Source organism: Streptococcus macedonicus ACA-DC 198, assembly GCA_000283635.1.
Classification (GTDB): domain Bacteria; phylum Bacillota; class Bacilli; order Lactobacillales; family Streptococcaceae; genus Streptococcus; species Streptococcus macedonicus.
In genome coordinates this window covers 1,253,906-1,277,623 of record HE613569.1, presented here as the reverse complement: position 1 = coordinate 1,277,623, position 23,718 = coordinate 1,253,906, and the positions used below count along the sequence as shown (strand labels likewise).

The 23,718-nt window shown below is 35.7% G+C and carries 21 protein-coding genes and 1 other annotated feature; of the genes, 17 read left to right on the top strand and 4 right to left on the bottom strand.

Annotation, left to right across the window (positions count from 1 at the left end):
• Positions 1-3 precede the first annotated feature (3 nt).
• The 11 genes from SMA_RS06430 to SMA_RS06380 all read left to right on the top strand — a co-directional run bounded on the left by SMA_RS06430 (position 4) and on the right by SMA_RS06380 (position 15,067).
• Positions 4-966, top strand: a complete 963-nt coding sequence (locus SMA_RS06430) for a glycosyltransferase family 2 protein (protein ID WP_014294790.1) — start codon at positions 4-6, stop codon at positions 964-966.
• Positions 967-980: 14 nt separating this feature from the next.
• Positions 981-1,940: a glycosyltransferase family 2 protein gene (locus tag SMA_RS06425; protein WP_014294789.1), complete on the top strand. Its 960-nt coding sequence runs from the start codon at positions 981-983 to the stop codon at positions 1,938-1,940.
• 18 nt (positions 1,941-1,958) lie between these two features.
• Positions 1,959-4,412 carry an LTA synthase family protein gene (locus SMA_RS06420; RefSeq protein WP_014294788.1) on the top strand — a complete coding sequence of 818 codons (2,454 nt, stop codon included), beginning with the start codon at positions 1,959-1,961 and terminating at the stop codon, positions 4,410-4,412.
• Between the two features lie 116 nt (positions 4,413-4,528).
• Positions 4,529-6,559: a rhamnan synthesis F family protein gene (locus tag SMA_RS06415; RefSeq protein ID WP_257235583.1), complete on the top strand. Its 2,031-nt coding sequence runs from the start codon at positions 4,529-4,531 to the stop codon at positions 6,557-6,559.
• A gap of 2 nt (positions 6,560-6,561) precedes the next feature.
• Positions 6,562-7,827 carry a glycosyltransferase family 4 protein gene (locus SMA_RS06410; RefSeq protein ID WP_014294786.1) on the top strand — a complete coding sequence of 422 codons (1,266 nt, stop codon included), beginning with the start codon at positions 6,562-6,564 and terminating at the stop codon, positions 7,825-7,827.
• 109 nt (positions 7,828-7,936) lie between these two features.
• Positions 7,937-8,863 (top strand): glycosyltransferase family 2 protein, encoded by a 927-nt coding sequence (locus tag SMA_RS06405; RefSeq protein WP_014294785.1) that lies wholly within the window; start codon positions 7,937-7,939, stop codon positions 8,861-8,863.
• Positions 8,864-8,948: 85 nt separating this feature from the next.
• A complete protein-coding gene (locus SMA_RS06400) occupies positions 8,949-10,289 on the top strand; it encodes a GBS Bsp-like repeat-containing protein (protein ID WP_014294784.1) in 1,341 nt (446 codons plus the stop codon).
• A 157-nt stretch (positions 10,290-10,446) separates the two neighbouring features.
• Entirely contained in the window at positions 10,447-12,504 is a 2,058-nt protein-coding gene (locus SMA_RS06395; RefSeq protein ID WP_014294783.1) for a GBS Bsp-like repeat-containing protein, read from the top strand.
• Positions 12,505-12,516: 12 nt separating this feature from the next.
• Complete coding sequence (locus SMA_RS06390) at positions 12,517-13,098, top strand: DUF6287 domain-containing protein (RefSeq protein ID WP_014294782.1); 582 nt, start codon at positions 12,517-12,519, stop codon at positions 13,096-13,098.
• 209 nt (positions 13,099-13,307) lie between these two features.
• Positions 13,308-14,525 carry a peptidase T gene (pepT, locus tag SMA_RS06385; RefSeq protein ID WP_014294781.1) on the top strand — a complete coding sequence of 406 codons (1,218 nt, stop codon included), beginning with the start codon at positions 13,308-13,310 and terminating at the stop codon, positions 14,523-14,525.
• Between the two features lie 53 nt (positions 14,526-14,578).
• Positions 14,579-15,067, top strand: a complete 489-nt coding sequence (locus tag SMA_RS06380; RefSeq protein ID WP_014294780.1) for an EbsA family protein — start codon at positions 14,579-14,581, stop codon at positions 15,065-15,067.
• Here the strand turns inward: SMA_RS06380 and SMA_RS11035 are convergent.
• Positions 15,057-15,254 (bottom strand): ferredoxin, encoded by a 198-nt coding sequence (locus tag SMA_RS11035; protein WP_009854461.1) that lies wholly within the window; start codon positions 15,252-15,254, stop codon positions 15,057-15,059. The two genes, SMA_RS06380 and SMA_RS11035, sit on opposite strands and share 11 nt — an antisense overlap.
• A gap of 44 nt (positions 15,255-15,298) precedes the next feature.
• On the opposite strand from SMA_RS11035, the gene SMA_RS06375 reads away from it, so the two are divergent.
• The 6 genes from SMA_RS06375 (at position 15,299) to ltrA (ending at position 19,705) form a co-directional block, all read left to right on the top strand.
• Entirely contained in the window at positions 15,299-15,793 is a 495-nt protein-coding gene (locus SMA_RS06375) for an SAG1386/EF1546 family surface-associated protein (protein WP_014294779.1), read from the top strand.
• Positions 15,794-15,808: 15 nt separating this feature from the next.
• Positions 15,809-16,489, top strand: a complete 681-nt coding sequence (gene cmk, locus SMA_RS06370) for a (d)CMP kinase (protein ID WP_014294778.1) — start codon at positions 15,809-15,811, stop codon at positions 16,487-16,489.
• A 23-nt stretch (positions 16,490-16,512) separates the two neighbouring features.
• Positions 16,513-16,640 (top strand) — a sequence feature (ribosomal protein L20 leader region).
• 14 nt (positions 16,641-16,654) lie between these two features.
• The gene (gene infC, locus SMA_RS06365; RefSeq protein ID WP_014294777.1) at positions 16,655-17,185 is read left to right on the top strand and encodes a translation initiation factor IF-3; all 531 of its coding nucleotides are present in this window, start codon (positions 16,655-16,657) and stop codon (positions 17,183-17,185) included.
• A 37-nt stretch (positions 17,186-17,222) separates the two neighbouring features.
• A complete protein-coding gene (rpmI, locus tag SMA_RS06360; RefSeq protein ID WP_014294776.1) occupies positions 17,223-17,423 on the top strand; it encodes a 50S ribosomal protein L35 in 201 nt (66 codons plus the stop codon).
• 51 nt (positions 17,424-17,474) lie between these two features.
• Positions 17,475-17,834, top strand: coding sequence for a 50S ribosomal protein L20 (gene rplT, locus SMA_RS06355; protein WP_000124839.1), 360 nt, complete (start codon positions 17,475-17,477; stop codon positions 17,832-17,834).
• A 593-nt stretch (positions 17,835-18,427) separates the two neighbouring features.
• Positions 18,428-19,705: a group II intron reverse transcriptase/maturase gene (ltrA, locus tag SMA_RS06350; protein ID WP_014294775.1), complete on the top strand. Its 1,278-nt coding sequence runs from the start codon at positions 18,428-18,430 to the stop codon at positions 19,703-19,705.
• A gap of 387 nt (positions 19,706-20,092) precedes the next feature.
• Here ltrA and SMA_RS06345 read toward each other — a convergent pair whose 3' ends face one another.
• The 3 genes from SMA_RS06345 to SMA_RS12105 all read right to left on the bottom strand — a co-directional run bounded on the left by SMA_RS06345 (position 20,093) and on the right by SMA_RS12105 (position 23,560).
• On the bottom strand, positions 20,093-22,240 hold the full coding sequence (locus tag SMA_RS06345; protein ID WP_014294773.1) for an LTA synthase family protein: 2,148 nt from the start codon (positions 22,238-22,240) through the stop codon (positions 20,093-20,095).
• A 199-nt stretch (positions 22,241-22,439) separates the two neighbouring features.
• Positions 22,440-22,799: a tyrosine-type recombinase/integrase gene (locus SMA_RS12110; protein ID WP_331462061.1), complete on the bottom strand. Its 360-nt coding sequence runs from the start codon at positions 22,797-22,799 to the stop codon at positions 22,440-22,442.
• A gap of 26 nt (positions 22,800-22,825) precedes the next feature.
• Positions 22,826-23,560 carry a tyrosine-type recombinase/integrase gene (locus tag SMA_RS12105; RefSeq protein ID WP_318248485.1) on the bottom strand — a complete coding sequence of 245 codons (735 nt, stop codon included), beginning with the start codon at positions 23,558-23,560 and terminating at the stop codon, positions 22,826-22,828.
• Between the last annotated feature and the right edge of the window lie 158 nt (positions 23,561-23,718).

Below are 23,718 nucleotides of genomic sequence, written 5' to 3'. Positions count from 1 at the left end.
TGAATGATTAGTGTTATTGTTCCAGTTTACAATGCTCAAGAACATTTATCAGACTGTTTGGATTCAATTTTACATCAAACATTAGATAGTGATTTCTATGAAATCATTCTTTTAAATGATGGTTCAAAGGATAAGTCTGCAGAAATATGTGAACGCTATGCAAAACAATATAGTAATATCATTTTCATTAATAAAGAAAATGAAGGCGTCTCAAAAACACGAAATCTAGGAATTCAGAAAGCAAGAGGCGAATTTGTTGCCTTTGTTGATAATGACGACTTAGTTGAATCGGATTATTTAGAAAAACTATATATAGCGATTTCTCAATCAAAAGCTGATGCTGTTTTCTCTGGCTATACTCGAATGACTTACTCTGGAAAGGTTTTATTTAAAGAGTCTCTAAGTCAGACTGACTGGGCAAAATACATAGTAATGGCACCTTGGGCAAAGCTTTATCGCAAACAAGTTTTATTGGATAATGTAATTGAATTCTTTGATTATGGAATAGGAGAAGACGTTGCCTTTAATTTACAATTTTTATCTAAGGCAAACAAGATTGACATTATTTCCTATTCTGGTTATAAATGGATGTTTAATGACGATAGCGTATCGAATACCTCTCAACGTGGTTTAGATGATCAATTAGATATTTGTGTCTTATTGAAGAAAATTTTAGAAAGTAATCCATCTCCAGATGATTATTTATCATATTTTATTTATAGATATTACATCTGGTATCTCTTGTTTTCTGGGCGTTCATCTAGTAAGCAACAATTTTTAGCCTATAATAAGAAAATCAAAGCATTTTTACGTGAGCAAAATATTTCTAGAAAAATTTCACCGCTGTCACCTCGATTGAAGGGTGAAAAAATTTCAAATCGTTGTGCGGTGCTAGTTTTTAGTCTTTTAGATAAGTACCACTTGTTACCACTATTTGCATCAGTATATTGTAAAAATAAAAAATAATATGAGGAGATAAAATGAAATTTTCAATTATTGTACCGGCATATAATGTGGCACAATATATCGAAGAGTGTGTGGAAAGTGTTTTAAATCAAGATTACGACAACTATGAAGTTATTGTTGTTGATGACGGAGCAACTGATGAAACATCTCAAATCGTTGATAATCTTGCCCAACAGTCTGAAAAAGTTAAAGTCCTTCATAAAGAAAATGGCGGTGCCTCAAGCGCACGTAATCAAGGAATTCAAGTGGCGAGCGGTGATTATGTACTCTTTTTAGATGGAGATGATTTTTGGTCATCAAAAAACTTTTTATCTTCACTGGAAGCAGTTTTGGCAACAGATAAAAAAGATATTGTCATTTTTCCTTATACAGAACTTTATGATGATAAAAAATTAGCACATCACTACAAAAAAAGTTCAGGGAGTTATGTAAAGGATGCGGCATTAGGTTTTTTTAATGGTCCAAATTGGAATAAATGTATTAAAAAAAGTTGTATTGATGAGAATCAATTATCATTTGACACATCTTTGGTTGCTGAAGATTGTATCTGGGGAGCCAATCTTCTAAAAACAGTAGATACATATGAAATATTTGATGATCCTCAATATATGTATCGTCAAAATCGAGCAGGAAGTTTAACGAATGTTGTTAAAGAAAGAAATGTTTTTGATATTTTAAAGAGTATTTCAATCGGCCTCGATAATATCGAAAAATTTTCGTCTGAAAAACAAGAGGCATTAAAAGTCTATTTTGCAATTTCATATATTTCAATCTTGCCATTTGTTCATTTATATAAAAATAACTTTGATATTAAAAAGTATTTAAAAGATTGCGAATATTTGTTACAATATTCTAGACAGGTTGAAAACAGAAGTTTTAAATATACTGGCTTGGTAGCAAAAGGGATAGGAGTAGAAAAGGCAGCTGCTTTGTTTAATAAGTTACTTGGTCTGTATAAAAAATTTAAAGGTTAAGGATTTTCAAAAGTTAAAATGATATTTTTTAAATCAATAGGCGATTTTTGTAAAAAGAACAAAGGAGTTTTACTATCTTATTTAGTGACCTTTCTTATTACCTATTTACATCTTATGATAGTAATTGGCTTGGAAAATCATAGAATTATTTCGCCGATTATTTGGATTTTATTAGGTGTTTTTATTGTCACATACGCCCTTCAAATTCGAGAAAGGATGGATAATAAATGGTGGCTGTTATATCTTCCACTCATTTATTTTCTTTTTGTGATAGGTGCTTATTTTGTAAAAGTCACCTTAAATCTTAACAATGAAAAATTTGACTGGACAAAATTCCAACATTTTTGGGATATTAACTTTTTAATTGCTTTAGCATGTTTGCTTTTATTGGCTCTTGTCTTTAATTACTTCTTGAGTTATTTTCCTAAAAGGTATATTAATGCTTTTTCTTTGAAAAAGAAGCGTTACGATATTTTGGTGATGAGCCAAATCACAACAATGTTTATTGTTACGAGTAATCAAATGATTGATAGTTTTCTTTCAAATTCACTTTTTGTTGTTGAGGATATTAAAAAGACGCCTTATGCAGTGCAATTGTTCAATTATTCTTTTGGAATGTATATCTTCTTCAGTTTAATCACTTATGTAGCTGTCAAGGGAATTAGTCATCTTATTAGGAATAAACCAACACCTTCCTTATCAGTTGCAACAAGTTTATTGTTTGCTTTTATCTTCAATTTTACGATTCAGGTTGGGGTTACTGAGAAAGGTGAATCCTATGGTTATTATATTGCCTCAGGAGCACCAATATTTCAGATATTGGTGATTTTTGCTTGTTTTATGACCGTATACATTATTATAAATCGTTATTTACCAGCGACTGTTTTTAATTTTGTATTTGGCATTCTTGTTAGTTTTGTTAATGCTAAAAAATTTGCATTGCGTAGTGAGCCTCTATTGGTTGCTGACTTTACTTGGCTTAATGATATTGGATTCTTCAAAGAATATGTCAGTGAGAATACTCTCTTACTGACTGTAACAGGTGCCTTATGGATAATTATTATTCTCTATTACATTAGAAAAAAATGCTTACCTGGTCAGATTTTTAAGAATTGGAAGCATCGATTAGCGATTGCAACTACTATTGTTATGGCTTTTTCAGGAGTCCTATTAATATTTAAAAATCAAGAAGATGGTAGAATTTCTGAACATATTCCCGTTCTTTCTTCGGTTTACAATTTATATAATGTAAATTGGCAAGGTATTAACGCTAATACAAGATTTCAATCGTTAAGCTTTGTCTGGCTAAAACAAATGACAATTACTGATATTGAAAAAACAGCAAAATATAGCAAAAATGAAATTGAGAAATTGTATAAAAAATACACAAACATTGCTACTGAAATAAACGCAACAAGAACGGAAAATATTTCAGACCAGACTGTTATTTTTATATTAAGTGAAAGTTTAGCAGATCCAGAACGTGTCTCTGGGGTGTCGCTTTCCGCTCCTGTTTTACCACAAATTCAACAGATTCAGTTTGAAACAACCTCTGGTTTAATGAAATCAGACGGTTATGGTGGTGGTACGGCTAATATGGAATTTCAAACATTGACAGGGCTACCCATGTATAATTTTAACGATATGATTTCTGTTTTATATACAGAAGTTGTTCCTGATATGACTTATATTCCATCAATTAGTAATGCATTTGAACCTGACAATCGCTTGGCTATTCATTTATCAGATACAACACATTATGCTCGAAATTCGTTTTATACAAAACTAAAATTTGGTAAATTTATTGCTACATCAGGTTCAGATGATGAGGCTGAAGAGGTTAATACCTTAGGAGCTTATCCTAGTGATACATCAACTTATGACAATATTTTATCTCAAATTGACACAAGTCAAAGTCAATTTTTTTCTGTAATGACTATGCAAAACCACGGCCCTTGGTTAGCGACTGATTTGACAGATATTACGGCAAGTGGTGAAGAGTTAACAAGTGACCAAAATGCAAGCCTTATAAATTACGCAAGACTTTTGAGTTATACAGATAGCAGTACAGCAGAATTCTTACAGCAACTGGAAGGAATTGATAAGAAAATTACAGTTGTTTTCTACGGCGATCACTTGCCTGGTATTTACCCAAATTCAATTTTTAAAGATAATCCGGAATTGCAGTATTTGACAGATTACTTTATTTGGTCAAATCACGGTACTGTCAAAGATGATTATCCATTAGTAAATTCAAGTGATTTTCCTGCTGAGTTATTGGCTCATACAAATTCGCGTGTGACTCCATACTATGCTTTGTTAACAGAAGTTTTAAATAAAGCTAGTGTTGATAAAGATAAGTTGGATGGTGAGGGTAAACAAATTGCTAATGATCTTAAAATGATTCAGTATGATTTAACAGAAGGAAAAGGATATATTTTGAAACATTCTGATTTCTTTGAATTTGAATAAATAAGAAGAATTTAGGAGCTGAAAGGCTCCTTTTTTCAGCTTAAAAATTGATTTACTAATGAAAAATTAATAGCTTTAGTGTAAAATAGATAACAGCAAATAGATTGGAAATGAAAATGAGGATTATTAGTAAAACACAACGTTTAGTTAAACTGAAAGCAGTATTGCGAAAAATAGCACAAGTTCTTAAAAGAATTGCTCATTTTGGGAGGAGAGCTGTCTTAAAATTAAGATGTCTTTTACTACGAATATTTCGAGATAAATTTCGTAATAACAATTATCTTCCACGTACAAAACGTATTTTGATTTATAATATTTTCGAAGGAAAGGAAGCTCTTCAAGAATACAAAGTCATTTTTCTAGAAGCGTTGGCTAAAATTGTTGATGAGGTTCATATTGTTGTTAATGGTGAGCTATCTCAGTCAGGTATTAGACGTCTAGAAGCAATTGGTAAGGTTACTCTGAGAGAGAATAAGGGTTATGATGTGGCAGCTTTTCGAGCTGGAATTTTAAATCTTGGTCAAGAACGTTTAAAAGAATATGATCAATTGTTACTGGTTAACGATACTAATATTGGTCCTTTTAAAGATTTAGAAACTGTATTTTCATCAGTAGATTCAAAATCGTTAGATTTTTGGGGTATTTCACTTGGCGAAATCCAACCCGATTTTACTGGCTTGAATCCGTTTGGTTATATCCCAGAGCATATTCAAACTTATTTCCTAGTTATCGAACGTAGCTTATTACATCAAAAATCATTCTATCGTTATTGGGAGAAACTAAGAGATACTGATTCACGTCAAAAAGCTATTGGTAGACATGAGACTTATTTTACAAAATATTTTGCTAATTTAGGCTTTCGTTATGATGCTTTGACTAGAGATACAACTGATAGTGCGATGTACATACATCCTTTACGTGTACTTAATCAAGGATCTCCATTGGTAAAATATTCAGCTTTGTCAAACTATAATGATGACCAATTTATTTGGCAAGGTTTGGAACGTCAGAGTGAAATTCCTGAACTCATCTCATATATTGAAGAAAAAACAGATTATCCTGTTGAAATTATCACAGATATTATTGATGATTTTAAGAAAAAATCAAAACAAAAGTATGTGCTAATCATTGATGGCGTTGAAAATATCATTCCTCAGTGTACGAGATATCGTGTCTTAAATAAAGCAGAACAGCTTGAAAAACTTGGATATGATGTGAAGGTCGTTAACCTTTCTAAACTTCAATTGTTAGACTGTAAGGGTGCTAGTCATATTATTATTTATCGTGCGCCAGATCTTCCTATTTTAAGTCAAGTTTGTCAGTTAGCAAATAAAACAGGTGTTCCAATTTTTTACGATATTGATGATTTAGTTTTTGATACAAAATACACTGACCAACTTGCTTATACTCAAAATTTGTCAACAGTAGATAAAAATAATTATGATGAGAGTGTTCGAGGGTATGGTAGAATGCTTGAAAAATGTGATGCGGTCATCACTTCAACGAATCAGTTGGCAAAAGAGTTGAAAAATTATAAAAAGGCTGTGATTATCAATCGTAATGTATTGTCAAAAGAATTGGTTGAAATTAGTCGAAAAACTCCACATAAAGATTCAGATAATCATAAAGTTAAGATGGCATATTTTTCAGGTTCAATAACTCATAATGAGAACTTTGAAATGATTAAGCCAGCGATCATTTCTTTATTGAAGAAATACCCATACTTGGAATTACATTTAGCTGGTCATCTGGATATTCCTGAAGACATTGCTTATTTTGGTGAGCAAATCGTGACTCATCCCTATGTTGATTGGAAAGAACTACCACGACTAATTTCTGCTATTGATATCAACTTAGCTCCGCTGGTTCACTCAACCTTTAATGAAGCTAAATCAGAAATCAAGTGGTTAGAAGCAGCAGCAGTTAAGGTGCCAACCGTTGCTAGTAGGATAGGTTCATTTGAGGATATGATTGATGATGGTGTTGATGGTATTTTGGCTTCAGATACTGAATGGGAAGAAAAATTAGAGGTTCTAATTATCAATAAAGCTTCTCGGAGTCAAATAGCTGAAAATGCTTTTCAAACAATTATGGCACGTGCTACTACTAAAGCGATTAAAATGAATTTTTTAGAAATAAAAGGGTAAACATGAAAAATATTTTATTTGTTACACCGACAACAACATTTGATAATGGTGCAGAAATATCTATTTTTTATCTAATGAAATACTTGGTAGCTCAAGGATATAATATTTATAGTGTCTGTCAAGAAATTCCTTCACCGCGGCAAGACGAACATCAAAAACATTATGATGAAGTTGGAATCAAGATGATATACCTTCCTGCTGCCAAGTGGTGGTGGGAGGATGCACCTGGTGGAAAACCAGGCTCTAAAGCACATCGTGTAGAATCTTATCGCCGAAATATTAAAGAAATTGGTGAAATCATTGAAAAATATTCCATTAATTTAGTTGTTTCAAATACTGTTAATGTCTTTCAAGGAGCAGTGGCAGCAAAACTTGCAGGTATTCCACATTACTGGTTGATTCATGAATTCCCTGAAAAAGAGTTTTCTTATTATCTTGATAAATGTGATTTTATTTCAGAGTATTCTACAGAGATTTTTAGCGTATCAGGAAATTTGAATAATAGTCTTCAACAATTGTTCCAAAATAGAAAGATTGGATGTTTTGTTCCTTATACTCAAATTCCAGATATGGAATTGATTAAGGGAGATAAGGTTAGGATAGTTTCAGTAGGTCGAATTAACGAACGTAAGAATCAACTTGAACTCATTAAGAGTTTTGAGCGTCTGCAAACAAAAGAACATTCTGATTTAGAACTTGTTTTTATCGGTCCATGGGATAATGATTATAAAAAAGTATGTCAAACCTATATTGATAAACGTCAGCTTAAAAATATTTCATTCTTAGGTTTCAAATCGAATCCTTGGGAATATTTAACGGATAAAGATATTTGTATTTTTACGTCTGCTCAAGAAACATTTGGTTTAGTTTATGTTGAAGCTATTTTAAAGGGGCTTCCGACAATTTTATCAGATAATTTAGGGCATAAAACAGCTTATGATATTTTTGAAATTGGCTCCATGTACCATCTTGGTGATATTGATGAATTAACTGATATGATTAAATCAATGTTGGATAATCAGGAAACTATTTATAGCCAAGCTAGTCAGGATAAAGAAAAAGCCAAACAACTTTATAGCGTTGAAACGACCTATAGAGAGATCATTGAAAAAATTAAAAATCAAGATTCATCAACATCCGAGACACCATTACGTCACATTTCTGATTTGATTACTTTGAATACAGAACCAACCAAACTTGAAAGAGGAGCGCGTAAGGTTAGTCACTCTCTTTATCGCATTAAACAAAAGTTAAGAAAACAGAAATAGATGTTTGGGATAGGAGAAGGCGAGCGTTCTCCTATTTTTGTTTTTAGAAATTTTTATAAAAATTGTATACTATACTTATACAGTGTTAATTCAGATTGAAGGTAAATAAATGAAAAAACTATCTATCGTTGTTCCTTGTTACAATGAGCAAGAAACAATTTATCCATTTTTGGAAGAAACTCAAAAAGTTGAGCAAAAGTTGAAAAATCATTTGGTATTTGATTATATTTTTGTTAATGACGGTTCAAAAGATGAGACATTGAACGTATTGCGTGATGTTGCAAGTCGTTTTCCTAACGTTCATTATCTATCTTTCTCACGTAACTTTGGGAAAGAAGCAGGGCTTTTAGCAGGGCTTGAGGCAGCTGATGGTGATTTAATTACTGTTATGGATGCGGACTTACAAGATCCACCCGAGCTTTTGATTAATATGTATCAGAAGATTTTAGAAGGCTATGATGTTGTTGGAACACGTCGCGCCGACCGTAAAGGTGAACCAGTCATTCGTTCTTTCTTTTCTAAGATGTTTTATAAAATAATAAATGCTGTTTCAGATACTGAAATGGTAGATGGTGCGCGTGATTTCCGTCTGATGACTAGACAAGTTGTTGATAGCATTTTAGAATTTGGAGAAGTCAATCGTTTTTCAAAGGGAATTTTCTCATGGGTTGGTTACGATGTGACTTACATAGCTTATGAAAATCGTGAGCGTGTCGCTGGTGAAACATCATGGAACTTTTGGAGTTTATTAAAATACTCAATGGAAGGGTTCATCAACTTTTCTGAAGCACCACTTGATTTATCTCTTTGGGCAGGAACATTTTCTTTCATACTCTCAATTTTAGGAATTCTATTTATCATTGTTCGAAAATTGACTATTGGCGGTAGTGTCACTGGTTGGGCTAGTCTAGTTTGTATCATCTTGTTCATTGGTGGTATTCAACTGCTTGCTCTCGGAATCATTGGAAAATACATTTCCAAAATTTTCCTTGAAACCAAAAAACGTCCAGTTTACATCGTAAAAGAAAAAGGATAAATTATATTAAATAATACCAGATTTTATAGCTGTTTTTCCGAATTATATAGTGTAAACACATTATACAAAGAAGGAGAACAGCTTTTTGAGTAAACTTAAAACAGCTTTATTGTCAACGGTTGTACTAGGTGCAACTTGTCTTTCACATCCAGTTTTTGCTGATCAGCAAGGAAATGCTATGATTTCTAAAACTAATTATGATTCAGTGAGTAAAACTTTTGAAGTTATTGCTCAACAATCAAGTAATGGTAAGACTATTAAACAAGTAGATGCAGCTGTATGGTCGGAAGAAAATGGTCAGGATGATATTAAGTGGTATTCAACTTCCGATATTTCGAATGGTCAAGCTAGGGTTCGGTTTAATTTAGCTAATCATGGTAATCATGCGGGAAATTATATCACGCATGTTTATACTAACTACGCTGATGGCAGCAGATCAGGTGTTGTTATGGAGAATACATGGATCAGTCCTAAGGCACCGACACTCAGTCTCAAAGATGGTGGTATTCGAATGTCTACGGATATTTATGCTCCAACTAATGGAACGCTATATTATGCTGTTTGGTCAGAGGAAAATGGTCAGGATGATATTAAGTGGTATGCTGATAATGGTACAGGAACAACGATTGCTGACTTAAAAAATCATAGTGGATATGGCAAATACAATATCCATACATATGTATCACAAGATGGAAAAATGTCGGGGATTAGTTGTCAAGACATTACAATTAATAAGCAAGATGTTTCGTATCAGATTAACAAAATTAATGATACAACTTATGATGTATTAGTAACTAATGTACCAGAATACATTACTTCAATTACAGTACCAGTCTGGTCGAATGTAAATGGTCAAGATGATATCAAGTGGTATACAACAACAAAAATAGGGGAAGGAACCTATAAAGCTCAAGTCAATTTAGCGAATCATGGATATACTTCAGGAGACTATAGTGTCCATATCTATGGCCAAAATGCTATTAGTAACAATTTTGAAGGGTTAAGAGTAACATCGGGATTTAATGTGGTTAATGTTTCTAAACCAAGCGCTGCCCCATCCCCTCGTATCACGACATACATTAATGAAACGAATACTTACCCTGTTGGTCAGTGTACTTGGGCGGTGAAAACACTAGCGCCATGGATTCCGAATTGGCTTGGGAATGCTGGCGGCTGGGCCACAAATGCCAAAACTAAGGGATTTAGGACTGGCTCAACGCCACGTGTGGGGTCGATTGCAGTTTGGCCAAATGATGGTGGCGGTTATGGTCACGTAGCTTATGTGGCAGATGTAGCGAGTAATACACGTATTCAAGTTAAAGAATCTAATTACGCTGGAAATCAATACATAGCGAATTTCCGTGGTTGGTTTAATCCACTCGATTCATTCTGGGGTGGAAGTGTAACCTACATTTATCCAGATTAATCATAAGGTAGCGGTTTTGAAATCGCTACCTTATTTGTGATAGGGAATTTGTATGCGCTTGTAGACATTGAAAATCATGTTACAATGGTGAAAAGGAAGTAAGAAAGAGGAGGGGAGCATTTGAAAAAATGTCCTGCGAAATTGTCTTTTATCGCCAGTGATTATTGGGGCTTTTCTAAGTTCAAGTTTAGTTTTAGCAGATGAAAACACAACGATTTCTACAACAGCTGAGAATGTTCAAACGGAGCAAGTTTCATCAACGACAGAAAACAATGTTGCAGATACATCTGTATTTGAAGTAGAACAAGCAACGGAATTGTCATCTGAACAGCCACTTGTAGAAGATAGCAATAACGAAACAACGGTTTCTGAAAATAATTCTTCAATAGCTTCAGCAACTACAGACACAACAGATGCGACAGTAGTAGCTAATGAGTCAGCATTGTCTGATACGTCTGATAATCTTGGTGCCAATACAAAAGCAGAAGAAGTCAGCGAGGATTCTCAAACAGCAGAAGTAGCAGAAACAAGCACTACAATCACTAGTGCTGTGGATGAAGAAGTTACGGAAGATGACAATGAGACTGAAACTTTGAAGGTGAATACTGATACTGTTTCTGAAGTCAATACAGCAAGTCTTACGACGTCATTGGTGCAAGCAACAGCAAAGAAAGTGACTTCAACCCAGACTCAAAAATCATTAGTAGAGGCTTCTGTTTCTGGAAATACGCTTTCCATTCAATATAATGGAACTATCACAGCAGGAGAATCTCTAAAATTTGCGGCTTGGTCTGATAATAATGACCAAGATGATTTGGTTTGGTCTGATGCAAGTTTTGCTGGAACAGCTTTAGCATCATATGAAAATCATTCAGGATATGAAACTTATCATATTCACACGTATTCATTTGAAACAGGTAAAGCTGTTGGTTTGAATGCGACAGATATTGTTATTGAAAAGTCAAATGTTCAAACAACTATTACCAAAGTTGATGACAATACCTACAAAGTCACGGTGATAAATGTGCCAATTTATATCAAATCAGTATCTTTACCAGTTTGGAGTACGGTAAACGGACAAGATGATATTGATTGGTTAACTGCGACTAAAGAAGATTCATCAACTTATACTGGTACCATTTCATTGAAAGATCATCATTATGATTCAGGTGACTACAATGTTTACGTTTATGGGCAAAGCAAACTCGGCAATCAGTTTATCGGCTTAGCTGTAACCAAAGGTTTTACAGTCACAGAAACAAGTGCAACAGCACCAACAATAACTGTTTCAAATTATGATAAAGATAGTGGAGTATTGACTGTTACAGTCTCTGAGACAAGCGCAAGTAAGCAATTGAAATTCATTCGTGTAGTGGCTTGGTCAGAAAGTGATCAATCTAACCTTTACTGGTACACAACATCAGATATTACTAATGGCACCGCAAGCTTAACAGTAGATGAAAAGTATCATGATTACATCAAAGGTGATTATACGGTGCATGTCTATGTTGATTTTAGTGATGGGACAACATCAGGTTATAATCTAGGTAGCTATACTTTTAATGCAGACCAACCTGTTCAGCAAGAATCGTCCTATTTCATTGATATCAGTAGTCATAATGGCGTTATTTCAGTTACTGAATTCCTATCATTGAAGAGTCAAGGAATTACAGGTGTGGTTGTTAAATTGACAGAAGGAACAAGTTATACCAATCCATATGCAAGTTCTCAAATTAGCAATGCACAAGCTGCTGGTTTGAAAGTTTCAGCTTATCATTATTCACATTATGAAACGGCTGCGGAAGCTAAAGCCGAAGCGCAATACTTTGTTTCGGTTGCAAAATCATTAGGACTTTCAAGTTCAACAGTTATGGTTAATGATATGGAATCTTCAGAAATGCTAAATGGAGATATTAATGTTAGCACGCGAGCTTGGAAAGAAGAAATGAGTCGCCTTGGTTATGGTGACTTGGTTTACTATACAATGGCAAGTTGGTTGGATATCAAGGGCGGAAAAGTTAGCACATCAACATTTGGCATGTCTAATTTCTGGGTAGCTCACTATGTTTATGGATATACCTATTTAGACCAAGAAACAGCTAAATCCCTTGCTTATTATTCATCAGCAGCGGCATGGCAATATACAAATGTATCACCTAAATTATCACATGATTTAGATGAAAACATTGATTATACTGGTCGCTTCACATGGTAAAGGAGGTTACCAATGAAAAAGAAATTGAGATGTTACCTAACCTTACTTTTGTCTTTAGGATTACTAGCGGCGTGTTCTACGCATTCGCAAAATAGTACCAATCAGAGTTCTTCGTTAACTACAGTAAGTAGTAGTGTTAAGAAATCGACAAGTTCAAGTGAGATAAGTACATCATCAACTGTTTCATCTAAATCAGAAGAAGTACCATCAACAGAAAGTTCATCATCAATAGAAGTTACGTTAGCTCCAATTAATACAGGTGCTATTTTGAAAGCAGACTATTCAACAATGGCTGGAACGTGGCAGAATGCTTCTGGGGAAACTTTGACGTTTGATGATGCGGGATTGGCAACAGAAGGGTTGACGGCTGATTTTCTGGATATTGATCAAAATGGAATCTTACTCTTAGATGTTCAAACAGGGTCAAAAACAAATGTGACACTTTACATTGTACCTGCTAATACTAGCTTTTCTAGTGATTATTTGAACGGACAAAGTGATAATTCTGAGTTATCAAAAGACCGTATTATTTCTTCTGCCGATATTAGTTCTGGAGATATCGCTAACAAAGCTTATTATCATGTATCAGAATAAAAGTTTTAAATTTTAAAACGAACTCTTTATTAATTTTATGACTCGTTAAAAAATAGTCCACCGGACTGAACTCGTTCATTAATTTCAAGACTCATAAAAAAACAGTCCACTGGACTGAACTCGTTCATTAATTTCAAGACTCATGAAAAAACAGTCCACTGGACTGTTTTTTTATGCTATAATGGTAATGAAAAAAATAGAGGTGAATAATGTCTTACGAAAATTTATTAAATCGTTTTTTAAGCTATGTGAAAGTGAATACGCGTAGTAATCCTGACAGTACTACAACACCTTCAACTCAGACTCAAGTTGACTTTGCATTAAACGTTTTGAAGCCTGAGATGGAAGCGGTTGGTTTGCAAGATGTACACTATTTGACAAATGGTTATCTTGTTGGTACTTTACCAGCTAACGATTCAACAAAAACACGAAAAATTGGTTTTATCGCACACATGGATACGGCTGATTTTAACGCTGAAGGTATCAAGCCACAAGTTATTGAAAATTATGCAGGTGGCGCTATTGAACTTGGTCAATCTGGTTATAACCTCAACCCAGAAGAATTTCCAAATTTAAATAATTACCTTGGTCAAACCTTGGTAACAACTGACGGAACAACCCTTCTTGGTTCTGATGATAAATCAGGTATCGCTGAAATCATGACAGCCGTTGAATACTTGGTAGCTCATCCTGAAATCAAACATGGTGAGATTCGTGTTGGTTTTGGTCCTGACGAAGAAATCGGTGTCGGTGCTGATAAATTCGATGTTGATGATTTCAACGTTGACTTTGCTTATACGGTCGATGGTGGACCACTTGGCGAAATTCAATACGAAACATTTAGTGCAGCTGCTTTGGAAGTTGATTTCATGGGACGTAATGTTCACCCAGGAACAGCTAAAAATCAAATGATTAACGCTTTGCAACTAGCGATTGATTTCCATAACCAATTACCAGAAAATGAACGCCCTGAAAATACAGAAGGCTATGAAGGATTTTTCCATTTACATGGTATGGAAGGTACTGTGGAAAAAGCACACAGCTCATATATTATCCGTGATTTTGAAGACGGCTCGTTTGAAAATCGTAAAAAAATGGTTCAAGAAATCGCTGATAAGATGAATGCTGAATTAGGTAAAGAAAGTGTTATTGTCAATCTTCATGACCAATACTACAATATGAAGAAAATCATTGAAAAAGACATGACACCAGTTGAACTTGCTAAGGAAGTCATGGAAGATTTGGAAATCAAGCCAGTTATCGAGCCAATTCGTGGTGGAACAGACGGTTCAAAAATCTCATTTATGGGAATTCCTACGCCAAACCTATTTGCAGGTGGTGAAAATATGCATGGTCGCTTTGAATTTGTCAGTCTTCAAACAATGGAAAAAGCTGTGGATGTTATTATCGGTATTGTCCAAAAATAACCTTAAGCTTTACATAAGTATTGTTTGTTAGAATAGATTAATGGAGGACTGTTATGATTAAAATCTTTGGAAAGATGCGATACCACTGGCAACCTGAGTTATCTTGGTCAATTATCTATTGGTCCATTGCTGTAGCGCCAATGTTTATCGGCTTATCATTACTGTTTGAGCGGACAAAAATACCAAGTCAATTTTTTATCTTATTTGCTATCTTTATTGTGCTGGTTGGTCTTGGTTTTCATCGGTATTTCGTTATCGAAGAAAATGGAAGATTACGGATTGTTTCTTTGAATCCTTTTGAAAAATCAAGCGTAGCGATTGCACAGATTAAAAAGATTGAAGTCAACAAATCTGGTATTATCATAAAAATTAAAAATCAGCCAGACCGTATTTTTTATATGAGAAAATGGCCTAAGAAATACTTTTTAGATGCTTTGGCAGTTCATCCTGACTTTCTTGGCGCAGTAGAATTGATAGACAATTTTATCAAGCTGGATTACTTTGAAGCTTACAAGGCTAACAAAAAAGCTCCTACAAAATAGTAAGAGCCTTTGTTGGGCAAGATTTGATAGCAGTGAGGGTGTCTTGATCTGAGTTAGGAACAACTTTTTCTAAATCCTCAGAATCGGCAAATTTTACGATACCGTCATCATGGTAATCAAAAAGTTTAGAATATGTCTGGCATAGGCCGCAAGCAATACATTTTTCGGGAATTATTGATACTTTCATAGTATTATTGTAATATGAATTGATTTATTTAACAAGGGGACATTATGACAAAACAACCGTGGGAAGAAAAAGTAGTCGATGACAACGAAATTAAAATCAGCCGTAAAACAAAAGGCTCTGCTATTAGTACGCCTTTGTTGACAGCGTTGCTTAGTATTTTCTTTGTCATTGTGGTTGCGATTTTGTTTGTTGTTTTTTACACTTCAAATCGTGATAGTGATAAAGCATCAGAAACATCGAATTTTTATGGTGCATCATCATCTAGCGTTGTTTCTTCGTCGTCAGAAGCGTCATCATCAGAGATAACTGCTGAAACAACGACTGATGAGTCTTCAACAGATGCAAGTTCAGATGATATAACTGAATCTTCAAGCTCTACTGGTAGCGGCGACACTATTACTGTTTTACCAGGAGAAGGTCCAGCTTCTATTGCAGCACGTGCAGGCATTTCAGTTGAAACACTCTATGAGCTTAACCCTGACCACATGACATCGGGTTATTGGTATGCTAACCCAGGAGATGAAGTTTATATTAATTAGGAAGAAAAGGAAATCATGAAATCAATTAGAATTGCGATTGATGGTCCTGCTTCAAGTGGAAAGAGTACAGTAGCCAAGATTATTGCTAAAAATCTTGGCTATACTTATCTTGACACTGGAGCAATGTATCGTTCAGCAACTTATCTAGCTTTGCAAAATGGATTAACAGAAAACAACGTCCAAGAAATTTTAGAAGCTTTGTCTAAGCACCCTATTTCTTTTGGACGTGCCGAAGATGGTAGTCAAACTGTTTTTGTTGGTGACAAAGATGTGACACTTGCTATCCGCCAAAATGATGTGACAAACAACGTTTCTTGGGTGGCAGCTATACCAGAAGTTCGCGAAGAACTGGTTGAGCAACAACGTCGCATTGCTAAAAATGGTGCTATCATCATGGATGGTCGTGACATTGGAACGGTTGTTTTACCAGATGCAGAATTGAAAATTTTCTTGATTGCGTCGGTAGAAGAACGAGCAGAACGTCGTTTTAAAGAAAACCAAGAAAAAGGTATTGAAACGGATTTTGAAACATTGATGCGTGAAATTGCAGAACGTGATTACAAAGACAGTCATCGTAAAGTTTCACCGTTGAAAGCTGCTGATGATGCCATTACTTTTGATACAACTGGTGTTGATATCGACGGTGTTGTCAAATTTATTCAAGAAAAAGCAGAAAAAATCATTGACATGGATTAGTCTCTATGATAGAATAGAGACAATGAGAAAAGCAGAAGTGAGAACTTCTCGCCTTGCGACTAAGGTTGTCTGGCCCAACATGTCAAAGATTCCTCCGGGAATACTATGTATGTACGGGCTTGGTTTGTCAAGTCCGTTTTTGTTTTTCTCTAAAAAAATAAAGAGGTGAAAATCATAGCTAAGAAAGATCTATTCATTAACGATGAAATCCGCGTTCGCGAAGTTCGTCTCGTTGGTCTTGATGGTGAACAACTAGGAATTAAACCATTATCAGAAGCACAAGCTGTTGCTGATAACGCTAATGTTGACTTGGTTTTAATTCAGCCACAAGCTACGCCACCTGTTGCAAAAATTATGGACTATGGAAAGTTCAAATTTGAGTATCAAAAGAAAAGTAAGGAACAACGTAAAAAACAAAGCGTTGTGACTGTTAAAGAAGTTCGTCTTAGCCCAGTTATCGATAAAGGTGACTTTGACACTAAACTTCGTAATGGCCGTAAATTCCTTGAAAAAGGAAACAAAGTGAAAGTCTCAATTCGCTTTAGAGGTCGTATGATTACTCACAAGGAAATTGGAGCAAAGGTATTGGCGGAATTTGCAGAAAGAACGCAAGATATTGCTATTATTGAGCAACGAGCTAAGATGGATGGACGTCAAATGTTCATGCAACTTGCTCCAATTCCTGACAAAAAATAATTGTCAATTTTAAATATTTTAAGAGGAGAATTCTAAAATGCCAAAACAAAAAACTCACCGCGCATCAGCTAAACGTTTCAAACGTACAGGTTCTGGTGGATTGAAACGCTTCCGTGCGTTTACTTCACACCGTTTCCACGGTAAAACTAAAAAACAACGTCGTCATCTTCGCAAAGCCGCTATGGTGCACCCAGGAGATTTCAAACGTATTAAAGCAATGCTTTCAGGTCTTAAATAAGAATAAAGCATTTACTCAATATTATTAAGAATTATTTGGAGGAGAATATAAATGGCTCGTGTTAAAGGTGGCGTTGTATCACGCAAACGTCGTAAACGTGTATTGAAACTTGCTAAAGGTTACTATGGTGCAAAACATATCTTGTTCCGTACTGCAAAAGAACAAGTAATGAACTCTTACTACTATGCATACCGTGACCGTCGTCAGAAAAAACGTGATTTCCGTAAACTTTGGATCACACGTATCAATGCAGCAGCTCGTATGAATGGTTTGTCATACTCACAATTGATGCACGGTTTGAAATTAGCTGAAATCGAAGTTAACCGTAAAATGCTTGCTGATTTAGCAGTTAACGATGCAGCAGCTTTCACAGCTCTTGCAGATGCAGCTAAAGCTAAACTTGGTAAATAAGAATTAAAACAAACGTAAGTTCTACTTAAAATCAATTAAGAGCACTAAGCTTACAGCTTAGTGCTTTTTTGGTACGACGGGCATGTCGTACATCTGAGGTGCAAGTCCTCTGGGTACCTGCTACCGGTGAACCCAATAGCGACTCTGCATCCTGACTATCGTGAGGTAGCGGGGACGTGAGGTAGCGGGGAGAGGAAGGGATAGCGAAATCGAGGTTCTACGAATAGAAACGTGATACAAGGCGTTAACAGCGGATGAGGTGGCCAAAAACACTAAAGTCCAAGAAGGTAGTCGTAACCTGTTGGTGTAAATCACGAGAGTAATCGAGGAAAGATGTATGACTTATCCCGTGAGGTCTCATTGAGGAAACTATCCTAGTAACAACAATGAGAAGTCAGCCGAACCCATAGTAGCGTTGAAACTTCTGTAATGGAAGTGGAGCGAAGGGGTGAACTATTAACTGAAGAGGTGTTTCCACTTCGCCTGTACCTGAAACGTCGGTCTGATAGGTATAGTAACTGTCCCGTATAGGCAGCGAACTATCTTAATACAAGGTGTCCCGTAGGTAACGAAACAAGAAAAGAATCACACACATGTCGCCATTGTTAACTCAAATCTTATCTAAAGAGAATATGATGACTGCTTTCACCAAAGTTTGTGCTAATAAAGAGTCAGCTGGTGTAGACGGTATCACCGTAACAGATATTGGCTTGTACCTCAATAAGAACTGGTGTATGATTAAAAGCCAGATACTTGCGAGAAAGTACAAACCACAACCTGTCTTACGAGTAGAAATACCCAAACCACAGGGAGTAAAGCGTAACCTAGGTATACCAACCATAGTGGATAGAATTATCCAACAAGCGATAGTCCAAGTTATCACACCCTTGTGTGAACCACATTTCCAAGAGACGAGTTATGGCTTTCGTCCGAACCGCTCTTGTGAAATGGCTACCCTGAAGCTATTAGACTATCTTAATGACAGTTATACTTGGATAGTGGACATTGACCTAGAGAAATTCTTTGATAATGTTCCCCAAGACCGCTTGATGTCCTATGTACACAACATCACCAATGACGGAGATACAGAATCTCTCATCCGTAAATACCTACAAGCTGGTGTTATAATACAAGGAAAGTACCATGATACACCAGTTGGTACACCGCAAGGAGGTAATCTCTCCCCATTATTATCCAATATCATGCTTAATGAGTTGGATAAGGAGCTAATGGCACGAGGGTTACGTTTTGTGAGGTACGCAGATGACTGTGTTATGGCTGTAGGAAGTAGAGCATCAGCTATTCGAGTGATGCATTCTGTTACTCGCTATATTGAGAAACGTCTCGGTCTCAAGGTTAACGCTAGAAAGACCAAAATCCCTAAGCCAACTCGTCTAAACTATCTCGGCTTTGGCTTTTGGTATCAACCTAAAATAAACCAATGGGTAAGTCGTCCTCATCAAGATAGCGTTAGATGGTTCAAGGAAAAGTTAAAACTTCTTACCAGCCGTAAGCATAGTATAGAACTAGGTATGAGAATTCAACGGCTTAACTGGCTAATCAGGGGTTGGATAAATTACTTCCGTATCGGAGTGATGAAAACAACTCTCACCAAGATAGATAAGCATTTGCGAACTCATTTACGAGTGATTATCTGGAAGCAGTGGAAAACCAAAGCTAAACGGCGTTTGGGATTGCTTAAATTAGGTGTTCCTAGGTGGTTAGCAGACAAGGTATCGGGTTGGGGTAACCACTATCAACTGGTAACCTGTCAGTCTGTCCTTAATCAAGCTATATCAAAACCAATCCTCACAAAACGAGGATTAGTCAGCTGTTTAGACTACTACATGGAACGACATGTTAACAGTTAATGGAACCGCCGTATGCCGAACGGCACGTATGGTGGTGTGAGAGGGACTACAAGTTAGCCCCTACTCGATTATTCAAATAGAATAAAACATGTGAACTATTTATATCGTTACCTGGTGCGCTATGATTTAGACGTTAAGAATTTTGAAATAGCGTGTTCGGGATTACCGTCGAAAAACGGTGATAAGATATTGTTGGCAAGACAGGATTTATTATTTACTTGTGAGTTCGATTTTGAGTCTGCTAGAGAAATTAGAATGTAACTTCGACTTGAAAGGTAATCGTAGGAGTACTAGAAAAGGATTATTTTCACTTATTGGTATAAGGCAAAAAACAACCAATCACTAAATGTAATAGTGATTGGTTGTTTTGATTATGTTAATTATGGGTTAGGAGCCGTCACTTGAACTTGATGATGATGAGCTACTGTGCAGTTGCATATAGCTTGGAGCTTTAAAGAGGTCAACGGTAGATTGGTTACCATTTTCGCTATACAAGCTTGTCGATTCATCACCTAGTTTTTTCTCTATCGATTTCAGGCTCTTCAAGGAGTTGGAGTAGGAAATCGACGAACTATCAACGGTTTCTAAACCAGTATCTGTGTCAAAGCGGAGTAAATCTCCCGTCTGGACTTCGTCACTAACGGAAAGCTGTTTAGCAACGGCATTGCGGATTTCTTTTGTTGCCGCAGTAGTGCTTTCATCTGGATTGGTGATTTCTTCACCAGTCGCTGTGTAGTAGAGCTGTCCGCTATAACTTGTATATGTAGGTGTGATATAATATCCAGCTGTTCTGAGAGCAACAGTTTGATCGTTATCCTCAGAAAGCAAATCTTGTCCAAGTTGAACATAGTTGCTAGTATCGACACCAAGCAAGTGAAGAAGTGTAGGTAAAGCATCAACCTCACCACCATAGGTGTCACTAATAAAGCCGTCTGTGTACCCTGGAATGTGAATCATAAATGGAACACGTTGGAGCATAGCATTATCGTACTCTGTCCAAGTTTCTGAGTCTTTACCAAGTAGGGAAGCTAGGCTAGTATTTCTTGAATTTGAAATACCGTAGTGATCCCCATAAAGCACGATAATAGAATTGTCATATAAACCAGATTCTTTTAAGTAATTGAAGAAAGCTTCAATAGCAGAATCAAGGTAATTAGCTGTAGCGAAGTAACCATTAATGGTCTCATCATCAGTTTGAGCTAGTGGGAAACCTTCTTCATCAGATTCTCCGGCCAAGCTAGTGTAAGGATAGTGGTTACTTACTGTGATAAATTTCGTATAGAATGGTTGTTGAAGGTGTTCTAAATACTTAATAGAATCAGCAAACATGTATTTATCATTCAAGCCGTATTGGAATGAATTTTCATCAGTTTGCTCTTGAAAATATGATGAATCAAAGAAGTAGTCATATCCCCACTGTTTATAAGTATTGTTACGATTCCAGAACGAACCGACATTACCATGGAATACAGCGCTAGTATATCCGCCTGTTTGAGCAAGAATAGAAGGAGCAGCAAACGCTGTATTATCTCCACCGTAGTTAACCATGTATGACCCGCTGCTGAGTCCGAAAAGCGATGTTTCCATTAATGTTTCGGCATCGGAAGTCTTACCAGCCTTAACTTGGTTAAAGAAGTTTGAGAAAGAAATAGTTGAGTTTGAGTGATATAGCGAATTAAGGAATGGTGTTACTTCATAAGATTGTCCATCAACTTCCAGTTTGTAGTCAATCAAGAATTGTTGGAAACTTTCTAAATGAATAATGATAACATTTTTTCCTTGAGCAATACCATAATACTTAGAGTTTGGTGCTGCATAATGTTCTGAAACGTATTTCTTAACCTCGGTCAAATCGTCAGCAGTTGCTTCACTACGTTCTTTTTCAGCTTGATAAGTTTGGTTAGCACTATAGACGGTGAAAGATGGTAAACCAAGCGCTCTAACGACATAGACATTTGAGAAACCACGAGTTAGCAATTCAGGTCTATCAATTTCTGCCATAAAAAGGTTGATAGAGAAAAGCAGAGTCGATAATGCTGTAATCGCAAAACTAGCACGTTTGTTGAAAGGACGTTTATCTGTTTTTATTTTTTTTGTAGCAAATAAAATAATTAAGATAATGTAATCAAAGATATAGACAATATCCCAAACTCGCAGTAGATTTAAGGCAGAATCCCCTAAACCAGCAGAAACCTTACTACTTGCAAGCATTGCACTAACAGTAATAAAATCAGAAAACTCACGGAAATAAATGGCGTTAGCGATAAGTAGAATATTTAAAATAGTGTAAATAATCCAACTAACGGCATAAAAAACACGTGTCCTCTTAATATAAAGACTTAATCCAAGTAAAAGCAAACCAAGCGAAATGGGGTTGATTATTGAAAGGAAAACTTGATATAAATTTTCCAAATCAAGACTAAAGTCAACGTGGTAAGCCCACATGGTTTTTAGCCAGTACATAAACAAAAGCGTCAAAATGAATCCCAAGCGTGTGTTTAGCACGTGTGAGATAACCTGTTTCAATTTTTTCACTGTAGGAACTTCCTTTATTTTTTTTCCTAAAGATAAAATCTCAGCTTCAATTATATCATAAAGGAAAGTTTTTTAACATAACTAGCCGTACCCTATTTTAACGGCGTTTTAAAAGGGTTCTTAAAAAATAAAAATGATGTCTTTTTGCTATTTTTTGGTGTTTTTTGATTTTTAGGAGTGGACAAAGGCGGGGAATTTTTTACTTGATTGCACGCAAGAATGAATCAGTAACGTTGCTTGCTACTTCGTCTTGGATATGTGTATATTGCTGTGTCATATAAGACGTTGAGTGACCAAGAGCAGCTGCCATGTGCTCAATCGGAACGCCAGCAATTTGTCCTTGTGTAGCAAAAAAGTGTCTCATCATATGAGGGGTGGCGTGAATATCGCAATTTCTGTTTACTTTTTTAAAATTTGTAAATATACGACTACAAGCGACTGGTTTTCCAGCGTCCTTTCGAACTCTCTCGCCAGCATCTAAAAAAAGAAAGTCACTTTTTGAAAGAATCCGACCAGCTTTTTTAGCAATTTCGTTAGAAGTGTTTATTGCCGTTTTCAATAGCGCACTAATTTCTTCATCAACGACTACATAGCGCCTTGATGTTTTGTTTTCATTCCGTTTCCATTTGGACGGCGATATGTTCGACTTTCGTCTAAAAATATTTTAAAACGATTGCCCACTAGTTCTAAAGAGCTAAATTTAATACCGAGCACCTCGCTTCGTCGCATTCCAAAGTAGGTAAGTCGCACCATTACGTAATCGTATTGAGATAATACTTTTTTAGCGCAGCTATCCCATTTTCTGAACTCCTTCAAAGAAATTTGTTTGTTCTTTGGTTTGATTCCATTTTCGCCAATGTAGATTTTTAAAATAGGGTTCTTGTCAAGATAACCATTGACTACAGCATCATTTACCATTGCTTCAAAAATACCGTTAGCCTGAACGACGCTTACTCTGGCATATTTATTTAGCAATTGTGTAATATATTCTTCGTAGTCAAGTCTTTCAATATCTTTTAGTCTGATATTACCAAAACGTTTTTGAAAACAATGTCTGTACTGTGTATCTTTATTTGCTATCGTATCTGGCGCCCAACGCCCTGTCTTGATACGGTTTTCGCTGTATATTTCCCAATATTCATTGACAGTCACGTTTAAACGTGGGTCGTATTCGTTGTTATCAATTTTAGCTTCTATTTCGGCAAGAGCGTGTCTAGCTTCTGCAAGAGTTTTCAGATTGCTTTTAGTGATTTCTTTCTTCTTGCCACTGAATTTAAATTTTCGGCGAACGTAGTAGCGTTTGCCCTTTTTTATTTTCATATGTATATATATTTGGATATTTTGTTTTTATGTATTTCATTTGTTTCTCCTTGTTAAAAATTTAGCTTCTGGACAAGGCTTTTTAACTTAGAGAAATTCTTGACATCACCTCCTAATTTGATAAAATAGGATACTAGAAAAGCGCCCATTAAATGGCT